Source organism: Glutamicibacter sp. AGC46 (assembly GCF_053543715.1).
On the sequence record NZ_JBLVOJ010000010.1, the window covers coordinates 21573 to 37489 of the forward strand.

Below are 15917 nucleotides of genomic sequence, written 5' to 3' on the forward strand. Positions count from 1 at the left end.
CTAAAAATTCGGTGGGACGTTTAAACTAACGAACAGTGAAAGGCGTGGTCTGGTCCGTGCACGTAGTGAGCATCAGCAGCCTCAAGGGTGGCGTAGGAAAAACCTCCGTGACACTCGGATTGGCTTCAGCAGCACTTGCCGCCGGCATTCCGACTCTCGTCATTGACCTGGATCCCCATGCGGATGCCAGCACTGGCCTTGGAGTCCGGGCTAATGGGAAGCAGCCAATTGGACAAATGCTCAAGAACGCTCGTCGCGCCCGTCTGCAAGATCAGGTTGTCGCCAGCGCTTGGCAGTCCAAGGCAGCAGAGAAGAAATCCCGTACCCGCATTCCAGTGCTCGATGTTGCCGTTGGCGACGCATTCACCGGCATCTACGATCGACCAGATCTGCGGACCCGCGACCTACGCCGCCTCTCCCAGCTTCTGAGCCGCACCAGCGGTTACCAGTTGGTTCTCATCGACTGCCCGCCATCGCTGAACGGCTTGACCCGCATGGCATGGAGCGCGTCGGATCAGCTCGTGCTAGTGGCAGAACCCAGCTTGTTCTCCGTGGCCGGCACCGAGCGCACCCAGCGCGCATTGGAACTCTTCCGCCGTGAATTCGCTCCTTCCCTGGGACCGGTACGTGTTGTCGCCAACCGCGTCCGCAAGGACTCCGCGGAGCATACCTTCCGTTTGGGCGAAATGCGCCAGATGTTCGGCGACTCCATGGTCAAGCCCGAGATTCCCGAACACCCGGAATGGCAGCAGATCCAAGGTGCCGCGTACTCGGTGCACCAGTGGCCTTCCAAGGCTACTGCTCCGATGCTGGCGCAGTTCGACGCGTTGCTCAAGGAAGTCATGTCCGCAGCAGGCCCGAACAACACCTAGGCCCGGATACGGATAGCAGCTTAAGCAATTGACCGGATCTTCCTTCAAGGAAGATCCGGTCAATTGCTTAAGCTCTTGAATTATCTGCCGGCCCTAGCCGACGTTGCGCGCCGCCTTGGCAGCCCGACGGGCAGCCAATTCATCTTCTGGCAGGGTCTGCTGCACAGAGCTCTCTGAAGGCAGCTGGGCAAGGGAACCTTCCACCTCGCGCCAAACACGGCCTACGGCGATGCCGAATACGCCCTGGCCCTTCTGGACAAGGTCAATGACCTCGTCGGCGCTGGTGCATTCGTAGACCGAAGCTCCATCGCTCATCAACGTGATCTGGGCAAGGTCCTCAACGCCGCGTTCACGCAGGTGCAAAACGGCCGAACGGATCTGCTGCAGGGATACTCCGGTGTCCAGCAGCCGCTTGACAACCTTGAGCACGAGGATATCCCGGAATGAATAAAGGCGGTGGCTGCCGGATCCCTTGGCTCCGCGCACTGCCGGCTCTACCAGGCCAGTACGTGCCCAGTAGTCGAGTTGGCGGTAGGTAATGCCGGCTGCCTTGCACACAATTGGACCGCGGTAGCCGGCATGTTCATCCAGCTCAGGCAGGTCATCGGTGAAGAGCAATCCCTGGGTGCTGGATTGCTTGTTGCCACCGTCGACCCCATAGTGAGGCCCAGTCTGGCGAGACTCCATCCAATTGCTCCTTGCGTGTCAGCACGTTCCTAAACGAGTATCCAGGGACCGAATGAGAACCGCGCAGATGCGAGTGATGACCATCAAAAAACAGCTCTTTTTAAATGTCCCTATGCAAAGACGGTACGGCGATAACGACTAATGGTCAAAGACCTTCAAGCTTAACTTTAAGGCGTGTCGCGCAGGCTTGGGGAATTACCCAATTCAAGGCCAATATTCCACTGAAACCAAACGCGCGATATCTACGAAGAAAAATCTTCTGGATCAATATTGTCCAAGAATTCACGGAATTCGCGCAACTGCTCTTCGGGTGCCTCTTCGCCGCCAGTTTCATTCTCGATGGCCACGCCAGCTTCTTCCAGGACGTGCTCGGCGCACATGATCGGGCACTGGGCGCGCACGGCAAGGGCGACGGCATCCGAGGAACGGGAATCTACGCGTTTGCCGTTGGAAAGGACAAGCTCCGCGACGAACACGGCATTGTTTACCGAGACTATTTCGATCCGCTCAAGCTTCACGTCCATGCTTTCAATGACGCTGAGCAGCAGATCATGGGTCATCGGCCGAGGCGGAGTGAGCCCTTGTTCAGACATTGCGATGGCCGAGGCTTCGGGCGCACCTATCCACAGCGGAAGGTAGAGATTACGCTCAGGGTATTTGAGCAGCAACAGCGGCTGATTCGCCGGCAATTGAATACGGATTCCGGCAAACTCCAGTTCCAGCATGCTAGCCCCTTAGAGTTGTTGTTGCCTGTTCGAATTCAGCCTAGCGATCCAGTTGGGAAATAGCACGTTGCACCAGGGCCTCGTGAATTTCCAAGCACTGGCGCGAGATTTCCTGGGCCTCTTCCGCAGCGCGGGCACGAGCGGAGACTTCAGGCTTCTTCAGTTCGTTGCCGACAATCGATTCAATCAGCGAGAACTCGCGATCAGCTGCGGTACGGAACTGCCGCAGGTGGCGAGGTTCAACGCCATGGCCCGCCAGCTGAACGGCCGATTTGGTGACCTTGATGCTGTTGGCGTCCAACAGGCCAGCAACCGGTTCGATTAAGCCGAACTTTATCAATTCGCCAACGAGCTCCTCGCTGGCACCGGTCAGCCCCTGCAGTTCAGCCAAGGACACCGAACGGGTTTTGCGCTCCACGGCCTCAGCCATGTCATCGTTGACCGCCTGTGGCGCCACCGGGGCTCCCCCAGGCAATGCTGCTGGCGCTTCACCGCGATCCACCGAGTCGAGATGGTCCTTGATGACCTTCAACGGCAGGTACTGGTCGCGCTGAACCGAAAGGATGAAACGCAAGCGGCTCACATCCGACGCGGAGTACTTTCGATATCCAGCGGAGGTGCGTTGCGGGATGATCAGTCCCTTGTCTTCCAGGAAGCGGATCTTGGACGCAGTGACACGTGGGAACTCATCCTTGAGTTCCGAGAGCACCTCGCCGATATTCAGCGCGGCCTGCCGGACGGTCTCGTGGCGTTGAGCCTCGAGACGTGGGCTGCGGGCTGCGTCAAAGATCGGCAAAGGGTCTACACCTCGGATGTATGGATATGTCGGCGTGCCAGACGCCGGCGGACAAAACCTCGAACTCTACTAGTTTAAAGGTTCGGAACGCTTTGGTAGAAATTCAGGCGGAATTTGCCGATCTGAACCTGAACACCAGTGCTCAACGGGATCTCGTCGATACGGTCGCCGTTGATGTAGGTACCATTCAGCGATCCGATGTCGCTGAGCGTGAACCGCGCGTCCGTTCGGGAGAACTTGGCATGCCGACGCGAAACGGTCACATCGTCCAGGAAGATATCCGCGTTTGGATGGCGGCCTGCGATGCTCTCGTCGGTGTCCAGCAAGAAGCGTGCGCCCTTGTTTGGTCCGGAATGGGCAATCAGCAGCGCAGAACCAGCTGGCAGGGCGTTAACTGCGTTTTTCTCATCCTCACTCAGGGTGTAGATGACCGAAGGTTCAGCACCCTTGTGCACCGCAGGAAGAGCGATATTGGTCGTCTCAGAGGCAGACTCGTTGTGCGGGTCAACCGGCCGATGTTCCGACATTATGGGGTCCTCCAGAAAATTCTGTTAACAGTTCGTGCGTGACGACCTTGAGTTCTGTGTTGGCACAGTCAGTAATACCAAACTATTTACAGATTAGCCTACTCACTGCCCAACTGATAACAGAAAAGTACATATTTTCCGCTGCAAGGGATTGCCAGTGTGGCAAGATGCCAAGAGAGACGATGATGCCTTGGCAGCGCCTGCACTTCGATCCTTTCCCACAGATGGAGGCGATGCAAGGATAAATCAGGAACTTTCAGGTGAATCATGACGAAGATACTTCTCAAACGCGCGTATACCGCGCCCAGCGTCGAGGACGGCTACAGGATCCTGGTTGACAGGCTCTGGCCGCGCGGGAAGAGCAAGGCTGCCCTTCAGCTGGATCACTGGGCCAAGGCCTTGGCACCGAGCACCGGGCTTCGCAAAGGCTGGGATCACGATGCCGACCGCTTTGGCGAATTTGCGCAGCACTATCGCGCCGAGCTATATCAGAACCCCGCTGTCGATGGCTTTCTGGAAGTAGTGGACCAGCATCCCGTGGTCACTTTGGTCTACGGAGCAAAAAATGAGCAGGCTAATCATGCTGTGGTGTTGCGTGACTATCTGCTCGATCAGCTCTCTGGTCCGTAGGCGGCACGAAGCACACGCCGTCGGCACACACCATATCCGAATCGACCACCTGCTGAAGGTCAAAGCTGAATTCCTGGCTCACCGTGGCACCTTTCATCGAAGTCCTGTCCCTTGGTGGTTCAACCATGTTGCGACAAAGAATATTCCGCACTTCCACGCGACGCCCTGCGCAGGGAAACCGATGGCACCGCGAGATACTCGCGGCGCCATCGGTGATGTGTGGAGCGAGGGCGCTACTAGTTCTGCTCCAGCAGGATCGGCTCGAAGAAACGGGCCAGCTCGTTGGCCGCATCCAATGGCAGGATGCTGGCAACATACATATCCGGACGGACGATCACGATCGCGCCATCGCGGGAGATCTGGCGCTCCTCGAAGATGTCCGAGCCGTCCAATGCGGTGTAGACCTTCTCGTAATCCATCAGGCCGAACACGCCGGTGTCCGGACGGAACACCTTCGGCGCGTCATTCACGTTCATCGTGGTGTAGTCCTGCTGGTAGACCACCTTGACATCGAACAGCGCGTCGGCGTCGGCACCCTTCGGCGTGAAGCGAACCAGTGGCGAGCGCTCATTCTCCAGCAGCCAACTCGACAAGGCGGCAATTTTCTGGGACTCTCCCACCGGCTGCTGATCAGCAAAGACGTAGATGCGGTAGCGGCCGTCGGCACGATGGTGGTGGCCCAGGTGCGTTGGGTTGGCATCGGCCAAGCGCATGACTTCCGAAGAGCGGAAGCGCTTGCCCACGGGGAATCCGGCGGCCAGCTCCTGGTGCTCCTTGCCGGCGACCAGCGCAGATGCCGCGTACTCGGTCATGAAGCCGGCAGGGAATTCGGCCGTGCGTACATAGAACTCGGCAACGCCTTCTTGGCCTTCAAGCTCCTTCGCAGTAGCAGCCATGATGGAGGACCACTTCTTGTCGAAGTCGATCAGGTCCTTGGCGATCACCTTGCGCTCGTCCGAGTAGGTGCGCAGCAGGCTTTCCGGAGCTTGGCCCGAGAGCACATAGCCGATCTTCCAGGCCAGGTTGAACCCGTCCTGCATGGAGACGTTCATGCCTTGGCCGGCCTTGGCCGAGTGGGTGTGGCAGGCGTCGCCGGTAATGAACACGCGCGGCTCACGGGTACCGATCTCTTCAACCGGCACATCATCGAAGCGGTCAGCCAGCCGGTGGCCTACTTCGTAGACGCTGTGCCACGCGACGTCCTTGACCTCGAGGGTATAGGGATTCAAAATCGCCTTGGCGCGCTCGATGATTTCTTCCAGCGGAGTCTCGCGGACCTTGCCGTTATCCCCTTCCGGAACTTCACCCAGGTCGACGTAGAGGCGGAAGAGCTGCCCGCCTTCGCGCGGAATCAGCAGGATCGAACCAGCCTTGGAATGGATGGCGCACTTGGTGCGCACATCCGGGAAGTTGGTCAGGCCCAGGGTGTCCATGACGCCCCAAGCGTGATTGGCCTTGTCACCGGAGAGCTTCGCGCCGATCGAGCGGCGGACATTGCTTCTGGCCCCATCGGAACCGACCACGTACTTGGCACGCACTACACGCTCAATGCCGTCATTGCTCTCGCCGCAGCCGATCAGGGTGACCTTCACCGGGTACTCTTCGCCGTCTTCAACGACCAGTTCCTTGAAATCCCACCCGTAGTCCGGGACGGTGCGAGCTGGGGAGTTCGCCGCGAAATCAGCGAAATAGTCGATAACGCGCGCCTGGTTGACCACGAGGTGCGGGAATTCGCTGACGCCGGTTGGATCATCGGCGGTGCGGTCGGTGCGGATGATCTGATCCGGGTTCTGCGGATCAGGGTTCCAGAAGGTGGTTTCCTTGATGATGTAGGCCTCGGCGGTGATGCGCTCGGCAAAACCGAAAGCCTGGAACGTCTCCACCGTGCGTGACTGGATCCCGTCGGCCTGGCCGATTTCCAGGCGGCCGGGCCGTCGGTCGATGATGCGGGTGTGCACATCAGGGAACTGAGAAAGCTGGGCGGCGGTGATGATGCCTGCGGGACCGGCACCGACGATCAGCACATCCATGACATCGGGCATCTCCATGGGACGGTTTATGCCCACGCCAGCCGCTGGCTGCACCCGTGGATCGGCTGAAATGTATCCGTTGTGGTGAAACTGCACCGTTTCATCCCCCAATTCCCTGTGATGACCTCAGTCAATAAATATAATGTTCGATATTAGAACTGCATGATCTTTTATCGCACACTAATCATATACAATCTGTGAGCTCAGGCACAAGTTCACGCACGCTGCGCCGGCCACCCTAAGCCGCAGATGGGAAGAAGCCCCGGCGCAATAACCTCGCGCCGGGGCCCATCACTGATGCCAGCTGCTACCGATGCTCCCACTCGGGTCCGGCATACTCCAGCATCTGCTCTTCATTAAGTTGCGAACGCCCATAGGCTCCGTGCACCGCGTTGAACTTCCCGCCAATCTCCAAGTCGCGTGAGGACGAGATATCTCCGACCAGCCACGGCTTCCATTTGGTGGCCGACAGATAGGGGCGGATGATGCTGGCCGTGGCAGCGCAATCCGCGGCAAATCGCAGGATCGCCGATAGTTCCCGATCCGCTCCCTCGCGAATGATGGCCAGGACCAGGCAGCACCGGTCTTGCGCGAGGCCCTGGACCTGGCCCAACTTCACGATTCGCGCACCGAGCTAGTGCCTTATCCACTGATCGTGCCAGCCCCGAATTCGCCGCATGCCGGTCAGCAGCGCATCAAAATGCGTGATGTCCTGGTCGGTCATGCGGATGAGCAGTTGGGCGATGCCATGGCGCAGTCATTGGCCCATCGGGCCAGCCTGGTCGGCGAATTGCGGGCCTTGGGCGGTGCCGTATCCCGGGTTCCGGCCCACGCCACCGCCTGGGGGCGCGGCATCAAGAAGTGCTGGCAGCTACCTGGATCCACCCGTTGGGCATCGCCGAGCAGGACCAGTCGTTCGCTGCCCTGCAGGTTCTGGGCACCGGCGCGTACGGCGCCTACTCTTCGGACGTTCGCCGTTCGGCTGCCGAACTCGCCTGGCCTGGGCAGACCGGAACCCGGCTGCGTGCCCTGTCCGAGAGGACTGTCCCGCAGCACCTCTTTGATGGCGGACTGAACCTGAGAAGCCAGAACTCCAGCGCTACCTGATCAGCTCGACGCGTCCTGCTTCGACCCCGAGCCGATGCATCACCGAATGCTCGCGCATTTTCTGCTGCCAGCGCCGGTCGTGGCTGACCGTGACCACGGTGCCCGGATATTCCGCCAGCGCTGACTCCAGCTGCTCCACCAAGGCCGGTGAGAGATGGTTCGTCGGCTCGTCCAGGAACAGCATCTGCGCTTTGGTGCTGACCGCAATAGCCAGTTCCAGGCGGCGGCGCTGGCCTACCGAAAGCGCCATGGGGTGCCGCAGGAAATCCTGCGGCGCAAACAGGCCCAGCTGGGCCAGGGACGCACCGGCGTCCTGGACATACTGGCCGGTGGCCGCGGCGAAGGCTTCAACCAGGGTGCTGCCAGGAAAAATGCCGACTTCCTGGCGGAGCCAACCGCAGTGCAAGTTGGCAGCGCGCTCGATCTTCCCCTCGGTGCATTCCAGTTCTCCGGCGAGCATTTTGAGCAATGTGGATTTGCCAGCACCATTGGGGCCGGTGACCAGCCAGCGCTCGCCGAGCTTGATGTCGAAGCGTGGCGTGGACAGTTTCGGATCCGAGCCGCGCCGAGCGTTCATCACCTGCAGCAGGGTTTCGCCACCAGCGTGGTCCTGGGTGCTGCCGGGCATCAAGAAGGACAGCTCAGCAGCCGGCTCGGGTGCCCGGTGGGTTTCGAGGTCTTCGATTCGGGATTTTGCCTGGCGGATCTTGGAGGTCGACCCATGGCTGGAATCGCGGGCCCGGAAATTTCCATGCCCGAAACTGGATTTCTCCTGCTTGCGCGGAATGGCACTGACGCGTGAAGCATACTTATCAACCAAGTTCTGTGAACGCTCAAGCTCCTGCACCCAATTTTCGTAGGCGACGCGGATCACGATGCGTTCCTGCTCCTTGGCATGCAGATAACCGTCATAGCCATTGCCGTAATGCGCGATCGACCCGTCGGCGACCTCCACGATGGATCGGGCAAAACGCTTGAGGAACATCCGGTCATGGCTGATCAGCACCAGCGCACCGCGATGCTTGTCCAGGGTGCGCTCCAGCCAGTTCATGGCCGCCTCGTCCAGGTCATTCGTTGGTTCATCGAGCAGGAGCAATTGCGCACCCGAACACAGGACACAGGCCAGCGACAGCCGGGATCGCTGCCCACCGGATAGTTGGAACACAAGGCGCTGGCGATCCAGATCTCCTAGGCCCAGCTGCTCCAAGGCGTTATCCAGGCGCGGAGCCAGCGAATAGCCGTCGGCCGCCTCGTACAGATCGGTAACCTGCTGCAGCTGCTTCATCAAACGTTCGGCGACAGGTTCTGGAGCATCTTCGAGCTTGGCCGAAATGACGCGCATCAAGCCTTCCAGTTCACGGAAGCGCCGATGATAGGAATCGATCACCTGTTGCACGCTCATGTTCGCAGCGAAGCTCGGGTTCTGCGCAGCGTAGGCAACGGCACCGGGCGCGTTCATCTTCCGCTGCCCGTGGTCGGGTTCGAGATTCCCTGCAATCACGCGCATCAGCGTGGATTTTCCCGAACCGTTATCGCCAAGCACTGCGATGCGGTCGGTACCGGAAATTGCAAGGTCGATGCCGGTCAGCACATCCCGTTCGCCGAAACTGACGGCGATATTTTGCAGGGAGCATACGTAGTCCGGTTCGGTTTCGGGCTCATGCTGGGAAGACGGGTGGATATTTTGGGACTGGGTCACGGGAGTTTCCTGCCTAGCACCGGTTCGCCGAGTAATCAGGGCCGGTGCGGTGCTGGTGGTTGGCGGGCACCACAAAGGTGCAATGAAGATGGCGTCAGCGGAGCGAAGCTCGACACTGGTTACCGCCTAGAGGAAATGGACTCCATGAATTAACGTTCCCACCATTCAAGGCTAAGCCCAAGCCATCACAACAGGCAAGGTTTTGTGCACTACAGCTCGATGATGCCCTCAATCAGGACGTTCGCGGCCCCGCCAACCCAAAGCTGGCCGTCGGCCAAGCCCAGATGCACATGCCCATCGCGTCCGACTTTCGCACCCTGCCGGTTGACCAGTGGCGCGGTGGCGTGCCCGGCGGCCATCAGCCATTGCGTGGCCGCTCCATTCAGGCTTCCGGTGACCGGGTCCTCACGCAGCGAGCCGTTTTCGATGGCCAGAGCTCGGACTTCGAATTTTTCCGGTGCCGACGACTGCGGCAGTGCGCCGAAGACCCCGATTTTCCAGCGTCCTGGCCTATTGGGGATCCGCGGTGCGACGTCCAAAACCTGCTGCGAGTTTTCCAGCAGCACTGCGGCCCACCCCGGCCCGTTGTCCGTCCACTGCGAATCCACAATCTGCTCGGGCTCAATGCCCAGGATCTGGATCATTTCCGTCAGTTCGTGCGGCGCAATTGCACCGGTTCGAACAGCCGGCGGCGAAGCAAAGGAAAGCGTTTCACCTTCGATCCTGATCGGTACCAAACCAGCTTCGCACTCGACGACCAGCTGCTTCGGATCCTGCGGCACTCCCCCGGCATGCAGCCAGGCACGCGCTGTGCCCAAGGCAGGGTGGCCGGCAAATGGGAATTCGCGTTCGCGCGCAAAGATGCGGAAACGGTAGTCGGCCCGCTCATCGCTGGCCGGCAGTACGTAGGTGACCTCGGAGAGATTGGACCAGAGCGAGTAGTCCTGCATCGACTCGGTATCCAGGCCCTGCCCGTCGAGCACCACGCCTAGCGGGTTGCCCTTGTACGGGGTGGCGCCGAAGACATCGACCTGCTGGAATCTGCGTTGCATTGGACCATCTTCCGGATCTTCGCCGTGGGTGTGGAATTCTGGGGAGGCACGGCAAAACCCCGCCGAGAGAAACTCTCGACGGGGTTTTCCGATTGGATCGTCGGGCTAACAAGATTTGAACTTGCGACCTCCTCACCCCCAGTGAGGCGCGCTACCAAGCTGCGCCATAGCCCGATGCCCTCGCAGCCGTTATCCCCAAGTCGTGAGAACCAAGGGTGCCGTCTGCGAAAAGCTCCTTTATTAGCCTACACCAAGTGAAGGGCTAAATTCGAAATTTAGCGATTGCGTCCGCGGCGCTCGCGGATTCGCATCGAAACCTCGATGGGGCTTCCTTCGAAACCGAAGGTTTCGCGCAGCCGCCGGGTGATGAAGCGGCGGTAGCCTGGATCCAGGAAGCCGGTGGTGAACAGCACGAAGCGCGGCGGACGGGCCGAAGCCTGGGTGCCGAACAGGATGCGTGGCTGCTTGCCGCCGCGCACCGGGTGCGGGTGGGCTGCGACAAGTTCGCCCAGGAAGGCGTTCAGCTTGCCCGTTGGAATGCGCTTGTCCCAGGATTCCAGCGCGGTATTCAGTGCGGGAACGAGCTTGTCCTTGTGCCAGCCGGTCTTCGCCGAGATGTTCACGCGCGGTGCCCACTCGATATGGGCAAGGTCGCGCTCGATCTCCTGGTCCAGGTAGTAGCGGCGATCCTCATCCACCTCATCCCACTTGTTGTAGACGATGACCATCGCGCGGCCGGCTTCGATGGCCAGCTGGATGATGCGCACGTCCTGCTCGGAGATGGTTTCATTGGCAGCCAGCAGGATGACGGCGACTTCGGCCTTCTCCAGCGCCGTCTGGGTACGCAACGACGCGTAGTAGTCCGAGCCGACGGCCATGTGCTGGCGGCGGCGGATACCGGCGGTATCCACGAAGCGCCAGACTTCGCCGCCCAGCTCGACAAGTTCGTCCACGGGATCGCGGGTGGTGCCGGCCAGATCGTCGACAACTACGCGCTCGGAGCCGGCCACCTTGTTCAGCAGCGAGGACTTGCCCACATTCGGACGGCCGATCAGCGCAATGCGGCGCGGACCGCCCGATGGGATCATGCCGCCGAAAGCCGAATGGGCCGGCATTTTCTCCATGACAGCGTCCAGCAGGTCGGCGGTGCCGCGGCCGTGCAGGGCCGAGACTGGCCATGGCTGGCCGAATCCCAGTCCCCACAGCGCGGCGGCTTCGGCTTCCTGGTTGAAGTCGTCGACCTTGTTGGCCACTAGGAAGACCGGCTTGCCCTTCTTGCGCAGCATCTTCACCACAGCCTCGTCGGTTGCGGTCGCGCCCACGTGGGAGTCGACCACGAAGAGGATGGCGTCAGCGACGTCGGCGGCAATTTCGGCCTGGTCGGCAACCGAGGCGTGGGTGCCCTTGGCATCGTGCTCCCAGCCACCGGTATCGACGATGGTGAATGGGCGTCCCACCCACTCGGCGGAATAGGACACGCGGGCGCGGGTGACGCCCGGGGTATCCTCGACTACCGCTTCGCGGCGGCCCAGGATGCGGTTGACCAAGGTGGACTTGCCGACGTTAGGTCGTCCGATAACAGCCAGGACCGGCGGAATGACAACGTCTTCATCGTCGTCATCGAAGCTATCCAGGCCTGCAAGCAGGGCGGAGTCCTCTTCGTCCAGTTCGTAGTCTTCCAGTCCGCTGAGCAGGGCCTGGGCGCGAACCGCGGCCTCTTCCTCGCTCAGTTCGGCCAGGCGCTCGGCGATATCGTCGTCTCCAACGGGGATGTATTCCTCGTCGTGGGTGGAGTTGTTCTCGCTCATGATTTTCCCTTCACAGCGATCGTAATCTTCATCGGCTCTCGCCGAGGATGGGCACCAGCTTTAGGCTAGTTTTTCGTTGCAGTGCCGACTGCGTCAAGCACTGCGTCGATGGTCTGCTCGAAATCCAGGTCCGAGGAGTCTACGGTCATGACTCCGTCGGCGGCCTGGGTGAAGTTCACCACGGTGGAGTCCTTCGCATCGCGCGCCAGCACCTGGGTAGCCAGCTGCGACTCGTTCTGCGATCCGCCCAGCTGCAGGCCGCGGCGGCGCAGGCGGGCTTCTTCCGATGCGGTCAGCAGGATGCGCGCATCGGCATCCGGGGCGACCACGGTGGTGATGTCGCGGCCTTCGGCCACGATGCGGGTGTTGGCCGCAATGATTTCCTGCTGGCGGCGGACCAGTTCGGCACGCGCGTCCAGGTTGGTGGCAACGGTGGAAACCTGCTCGGAGATGCGTGGTTCACGGATTGCCGCGGTAACGTCTACACCGCCGATTTCAACCAGTTCAGCATCAGGATCGACCGAGATGGACAGCTTGGCATCGCGCACGGCCTGGGCAATGGCCTCGGCGTTGGACAGATCGGTGCCATCGGCGAGCACCGAGTAGGTGATCGCACGGTACATGGCGCCGGTGTCCAGATAGGCTGCGCCCAGCTTGCGGGCGACGGCCTTGGAGACCGAGGACTTGCCGGAGCCGCTAGGGCCGTCGATGGCAATAACCAGCTTGTCGTTGTTCAAGGTGCTCACTGGGCTACCTTCCATCCGTTCTTGGTCAATACATCTATCAATTCATCGCGCCGGCCGGGCACGACCGAAACATCCACCATGCCGACCTGATGGCCCGCGGAGTGCTCCATGCGCAAATCCTCGATGTTGATCTGCGCGTCGCCGATTTCGGCCAGCAACTGGGCGATCTGCCCCGGCCGGTCATCGATCACGACGGTGACCAACGCGAACGCCTGCGGCGGTGCGCCGTGCTTGCCCGGAATCCGGGCCTTGCCGGCGTTGCCTTCGGTCATCAGCTGCGAGAGGTCCAGCAGCGCGCCGGGGCCCTGCGGGTTCTGCAGCGTGCTGATCAGCCGGTCAAGATCTTCCTTCATCCCGGTCAGGATCGGCACCAGTGCGGCGGCATTGTGCGAGAAGATCTGGATCCAGAGCTTCTCGTCGCTGGCCGCGATGCGCGTGGTGTCGCGCAGCCCGTTGCCCGCCAAGGCCAGCTGGTGGCTTTCGGCGTTCAGCAGGCGCGAGGCGATCATCGAGCTGGCCGCTTGCGGGAAGTGGCTGATCAGCGCGACGGACTCATCGTGCTCGGCCACGCTCATCCGGTACATGGTCGCACCCAGGTCGATGGCCAGGGATTCGGCGGCTTTAACCCGCGAAGCCTGCGCGCCTTCATGGGCGCAGATGACCCACGGCATGGAGGTGAACAATTCGCCACGGGCCGCGGCCGGTCCGGCCTTCTCCCGGCCCGCCATCGGGTGCGTCCCCACATAGCGGGAAGTCTCAGCCTCGCCCAGCCGCTCGTCCGCCAGCACGCCGGCCAGGATCGAGCCCTTGACACTGGCGATGTCCACCACGGCCGCGGTCGGATAGGCCAGCAGCGCGTCTCCCACCAGGGCGGAGGTGACATCCGGCGGAGCACCGATCACGACCAGTTCCGGGGCGATCTGCTGGTGCTCCAGCAGCACCCCGGCGCCAATGTCCTGGGCTACTCCGGCAGCGGTCGGCGAAATATCCGACAGGTAGACGTGCACGCCCTTGGCGCGCAGGCCCAATCCCACCGAGGTGCCCAGCAAGCCGGTGCCGATGACCAGCACCGGGCCTGCAAGGTGAGAAGACGCCATGGGCTACATCCCCACCATGGCCATGAGGTGCCCGACTTCCTGGTTGCCCAGGGAGCGGATGGTGCCCTGCTTCTGGTCGCCCAGCAGCACCGGACCCACGGCAACGCGCACCAGGCGCTGGACCGGGTGGCCTACGGCGTCGAACATGCGGCGCACGATGCGGTTGCGGCCCGAGTGCAGGGTCACCTCGACCATCACGTGCTTCGGTGTGGTGGCGATGATCTTCAGGTCATCGACCTTGATCCAGCCATCTTCGAGCTTGATTCCCTCGCGCAGCTGGTTGCTTACCGCACGCGGCAGCGGGCCGGGGATCTGCACCAGGTAGGTCTTGGGGACTTCGTACTTCGGGTGCTGCAGGCGGTTGGCCAGCTCGCCGTCGTTGGTCAGGATCAAGACGCCTTCGGTCTTGTAGTCCAGTCGGCCAACGTGGAACAAGCGCAGCGAGTGGTGCTCGTTCTTGAAGTAGTCGGCGATGGTGCGGCGGCCCTCCGGGTCATCCATGGTGCACATCACGTGCTTCGGCTTGTTGAAGACGAAGTAGCGGTTTGCCTGGTTCATCTGGATGCGCATGCCATCGACGTGGATGCGGTCCTTGGCTGGATCCACGCGCGAACCCAGCTCGACGACCAGGTTGCCGTTGACCTCGACGCGGCCTTCGAGGATCATCTCCTCGCAGACGCGGCGCGAGGCCACCCCGGCGTTGGCCATGGCCTTCTGCAGGCGGATGCCGTCCTGCTGCTCGCCGTTGATCTCGCGAGCTGCCTGGCTTTCGGCACGAGCCTGGGCGCGGGCGCGCTGGGTCGGGCGCGCATAGTTGGTCGGCACGGAGTTGCCGAAGCGTTCCTTGCCGAAAGCACGCTCGGAGTTCTTGCGCGGTGCTGCGGTGTTGCGCTTGGCCGAATTCGACTTTTCCCCTGGCTTGCCCGAGGCGGACTTGCCATACGGCTTCTCGCCGAATGGCTTCTCGCCGAAGGACTTGCCACCGGTGCGGCCTGCACCGCCTGGCTTGCCGTAGGCCTTGCCGCCGGTAGTGCCGCGGCCGCCTGCTGGCTTGCCGCCGAAGTTTGAATTGTTGCCGCGATCGTTGCGGCCTGAGGATGGTCCCCTGCTCATGCTTGCCTGTGTCCCTTGCTGTTACGTGTTCGCTGCGCGAGCCCGCCAGTCTTGGGGCTTCACGCGTGGTTGGTCCGTTGTAGCTGCCGGCTGGCAGCTACCTAGTCGTCGTAGGTTGCCGAATCGAGCGATTCGAGGTCGGCCACCCCGGGAAGATACGGGGACAGCGCAGGCAACTCATCAAGCGAGCCCAGTCCCAGTCGTTCCAGGAAGTATTCGGTGGTTTGGTACAGCGTCGCTCCGCCATCCCCAACTTCCGGATACTCCGTGATCAATCCGCGGGTGAGCAGCGTGCGCACCACTGAATCGACGTTGACACCTCGAATCGCCGAAATACGTCCACGCGAGACCGGCTGTCGGTAAGCGATGACAGCCAGGGTTTCTAGGGCGGCCTGTGACAGGCGTGCTGTCTGCCCGTCGAGCACATAACTGGAGACGAAATCGGCGTAATCGGCCCGCGAATAGAAGCGCCACCCGGAGGCGACGCGACGCAGTTCAAATCCGCGCGGGCGATCCTTACTATCATACTCGGTAGCAAGGGTCTCCAAAGCGGCGGCAACCCTGGCGGTGGGGACTTCGAAGATTTCGGCCAAACGCGCCGAAGATACGGGGATATCGGCGACCATCAGCACCGCTTCAAGGCCCGATTCCAGGCCTCCTGGCAGCTGGTCAATGGGTGCAATCTCACTCATGATCCACCTCACCACCACTCCCCTCGTAGTCGTCTTGCACGGCCTGCGCATCGAAACTGGACTCCTGGACCAGCGAGATCAGCAGCGGGCCGAGCGGATCTTCCTGCGCAAAGCTAATGGCTCTCTGCCTGAACATCTCCAACAATGCCAGAAAACGCACGACCACCACCAGCTGCGCATCCGCGTCTGCCACCAGCTCGGTGAATGCCAGCGTGCCGCGGGCTTCGAGCAGGGTGGTGATCGCATCGGCTTCCTCGGCAATGGTGACGTTCGCCCCGTGCAGATGCCCGATGCCGACCTCTGTTTCCGGTTCCGGCTTCGGCGCCAGCGCCCTTG

Annotated in this window: 17 protein-coding genes and 1 tRNA gene; 3 read left to right on the forward strand and 15 right to left on the reverse strand. The window is 61.4% G+C overall.

What is annotated here, in order from left to right; translation table 11 throughout:
- Positions 1–56: 56 nt before the first annotated feature.
- A complete protein-coding gene (locus tag ACNPM8_RS04875; RefSeq protein WP_105659072.1) occupies positions 57–872 on the forward strand; it encodes a ParA family protein in 816 nt (271 codons plus the stop codon).
- Between the two features lie 93 nt (positions 873–965).
- Here ACNPM8_RS04875 and ACNPM8_RS04880 read toward each other — a convergent pair whose 3' ends face one another.
- The 4 genes from ACNPM8_RS04880 to ACNPM8_RS04895 all read right to left on the reverse strand — a co-directional run bounded on the left by ACNPM8_RS04880 (position 966) and on the right by ACNPM8_RS04895 (position 3607).
- Positions 966–1559, reverse strand: coding sequence for a MerR family transcriptional regulator (locus ACNPM8_RS04880; protein WP_105659060.1), 594 nt, complete (start codon positions 1557–1559; stop codon positions 966–968).
- 242 nt (positions 1560–1801) lie between these two features.
- Positions 1802–2284 carry a bifunctional nuclease family protein gene (locus ACNPM8_RS04885; protein WP_105662558.1) on the reverse strand — a complete coding sequence of 161 codons (483 nt, stop codon included), beginning with the start codon at positions 2282–2284 and terminating at the stop codon, positions 1802–1804.
- A 40-nt stretch (positions 2285–2324) separates the two neighbouring features.
- The gene (ftsR, locus tag ACNPM8_RS04890) at positions 2325–3080 is read right to left on the reverse strand and encodes a transcriptional regulator FtsR (protein WP_448939395.1); all 756 of its coding nucleotides are present in this window, start codon (positions 3078–3080) and stop codon (positions 2325–2327) included.
- A 74-nt stretch (positions 3081–3154) separates the two neighbouring features.
- Positions 3155–3607 (reverse strand): FHA domain-containing protein, encoded by a 453-nt coding sequence (locus ACNPM8_RS04895; RefSeq protein ID WP_105659058.1) that lies wholly within the window; start codon positions 3605–3607, stop codon positions 3155–3157.
- Between the two features lie 267 nt (positions 3608–3874).
- On the opposite strand from ACNPM8_RS04895, the gene ACNPM8_RS04900 reads away from it, so the two are divergent.
- Complete coding sequence (locus tag ACNPM8_RS04900) at positions 3875–4237, forward strand: DUF488 domain-containing protein (protein WP_426734934.1); 363 nt, start codon at positions 3875–3877, stop codon at positions 4235–4237.
- A gap of 236 nt (positions 4238–4473) precedes the next feature.
- Here ACNPM8_RS04900 and ACNPM8_RS04905 read toward each other — a convergent pair whose 3' ends face one another.
- Both ACNPM8_RS04905 and ACNPM8_RS04910 read right to left on the reverse strand, forming a co-directional pair.
- The gene (locus tag ACNPM8_RS04905; RefSeq protein ID WP_105662555.1) at positions 4474–6363 is read right to left on the reverse strand and encodes an FAD-binding monooxygenase; all 1890 of its coding nucleotides are present in this window, start codon (positions 6361–6363) and stop codon (positions 4474–4476) included.
- 211 nt (positions 6364–6574) lie between these two features.
- Positions 6575–6886, reverse strand: a complete 312-nt coding sequence (locus ACNPM8_RS04910; RefSeq protein ID WP_133834493.1) for a hypothetical protein — start codon at positions 6884–6886, stop codon at positions 6575–6577.
- Positions 6887–7128: 242 nt separating this feature from the next.
- Here ACNPM8_RS04910 and ACNPM8_RS04915 point away from each other — a divergent pair, with 242 nt between their 5' ends.
- The gene (locus tag ACNPM8_RS04915) at positions 7129–7374 is read left to right on the forward strand and encodes a hypothetical protein (RefSeq protein ID WP_448939396.1); all 246 of its coding nucleotides are present in this window, start codon (positions 7129–7131) and stop codon (positions 7372–7374) included.
- Here ACNPM8_RS04915 and abc-f read toward each other — a convergent pair.
- From abc-f to ACNPM8_RS04960, 9 genes are all read right to left on the reverse strand, one after another.
- On the reverse strand, positions 7367–9073 hold the full coding sequence (gene abc-f, locus ACNPM8_RS04920; protein WP_448939397.1) for a ribosomal protection-like ABC-F family protein: 1707 nt from the start codon (positions 9071–9073) through the stop codon (positions 7367–7369). The two genes, ACNPM8_RS04915 and abc-f, sit on opposite strands and share 8 nt — an antisense overlap.
- A gap of 209 nt (positions 9074–9282) precedes the next feature.
- Positions 9283–10125 carry a PhzF family phenazine biosynthesis protein gene (locus tag ACNPM8_RS04925; RefSeq protein ID WP_448938290.1) on the reverse strand — a complete coding sequence of 281 codons (843 nt, stop codon included), beginning with the start codon at positions 10123–10125 and terminating at the stop codon, positions 9283–9285.
- Positions 10126–10225: 100 nt separating this feature from the next.
- Positions 10226–10299 (reverse strand) — tRNA-Pro (locus ACNPM8_RS04930).
- A 101-nt stretch (positions 10300–10400) separates the two neighbouring features.
- Positions 10401–11933 carry a ribosome biogenesis GTPase Der gene (der, locus tag ACNPM8_RS04935; RefSeq protein ID WP_448939398.1) on the reverse strand — a complete coding sequence of 511 codons (1533 nt, stop codon included), beginning with the start codon at positions 11931–11933 and terminating at the stop codon, positions 10401–10403.
- Positions 11934–11998: 65 nt separating this feature from the next.
- Entirely contained in the window at positions 11999–12694 is a 696-nt protein-coding gene (gene cmk, locus ACNPM8_RS04940; protein WP_105659050.1) for a (d)CMP kinase, read from the reverse strand.
- A complete protein-coding gene (locus tag ACNPM8_RS04945) occupies positions 12676–13776 on the reverse strand; it encodes a prephenate dehydrogenase (RefSeq protein ID WP_448939399.1) in 1101 nt (366 codons plus the stop codon). The genes cmk and ACNPM8_RS04945 overlap by 19 nt, the downstream gene beginning before the upstream one ends.
- A 3-nt stretch (positions 13777–13779) precedes the next feature.
- Positions 13780–14889, reverse strand: coding sequence for a pseudouridine synthase (locus ACNPM8_RS04950; protein WP_105659048.1), 1110 nt, complete (start codon positions 14887–14889; stop codon positions 13780–13782).
- 101 nt (positions 14890–14990) lie between these two features.
- A complete protein-coding gene (gene scpB / locus ACNPM8_RS04955; RefSeq protein WP_105659047.1) occupies positions 14991–15581 on the reverse strand; it encodes an SMC-Scp complex subunit ScpB in 591 nt (196 codons plus the stop codon).
- Positions 15574–15917, reverse strand: a 344-nt coding sequence (locus ACNPM8_RS04960) for a segregation/condensation protein A (RefSeq protein ID WP_448939400.1), incomplete at its 5' end; no start/stop codon positions are given. The genes ACNPM8_RS04960 and scpB, both read right to left, overlap by 8 nt.

Bases quoted from the DNA above. Each gene is read 5' to 3' on its own strand.
- ACNPM8_RS04880 (WP_105659060.1), bottom strand. From the start codon at position 1,559: ATGGAGTCTCGCCAGACTGGGCCTCACTATGGGGTCGACGGTGGCAAC.
- ACNPM8_RS04885 (WP_105662558.1), bottom strand. From the start codon at position 2,284: ATGCTGGAACTGGAGTTTGCCGGAATCCGTATTCAATTGCCGGCGAAT.
- ACNPM8_RS04895 (WP_105659058.1), bottom strand. From the start codon at position 3,607: ATGTCGGAACATCGGCCGGTTGACCCGCACAACGAGTCTGCCTCTGAG.
- ACNPM8_RS04900 (WP_426734934.1), top strand. From the start codon at position 3,875: ATGACGAAGATACTTCTCAAACGCGCGTATACCGCGCCCAGCGTCGAG.
- ACNPM8_RS04925 (WP_448938290.1), bottom strand. From the start codon at position 10,125: ATGCAACGCAGATTCCAGCAGGTCGATGTCTTCGGCGCCACCCCGTAC.
- der (WP_448939398.1), bottom strand. From the start codon at position 11,933: ATGAGCGAGAACAACTCCACCCACGACGAGGAATACATCCCCGTTGGA.
- cmk (WP_105659050.1), bottom strand. From the start codon at position 12,694: ATGGAAGGTAGCCCAGTGAGCACCTTGAACAACGACAAGCTGGTTATT.
- ACNPM8_RS04945 (WP_448939399.1), bottom strand. From the start codon at position 13,776: ATGGCGTCTTCTCACCTTGCAGGCCCGGTGCTGGTCATCGGCACCGGC.
- ACNPM8_RS04950 (WP_105659048.1), bottom strand. From the start codon at position 14,889: ATGAGCAGGGGACCATCCTCAGGCCGCAACGATCGCGGCAACAATTCA.
- scpB (WP_105659047.1), bottom strand. From the start codon at position 15,581: ATGAGTGAGATTGCACCCATTGACCAGCTGCCAGGAGGCCTGGAATCG.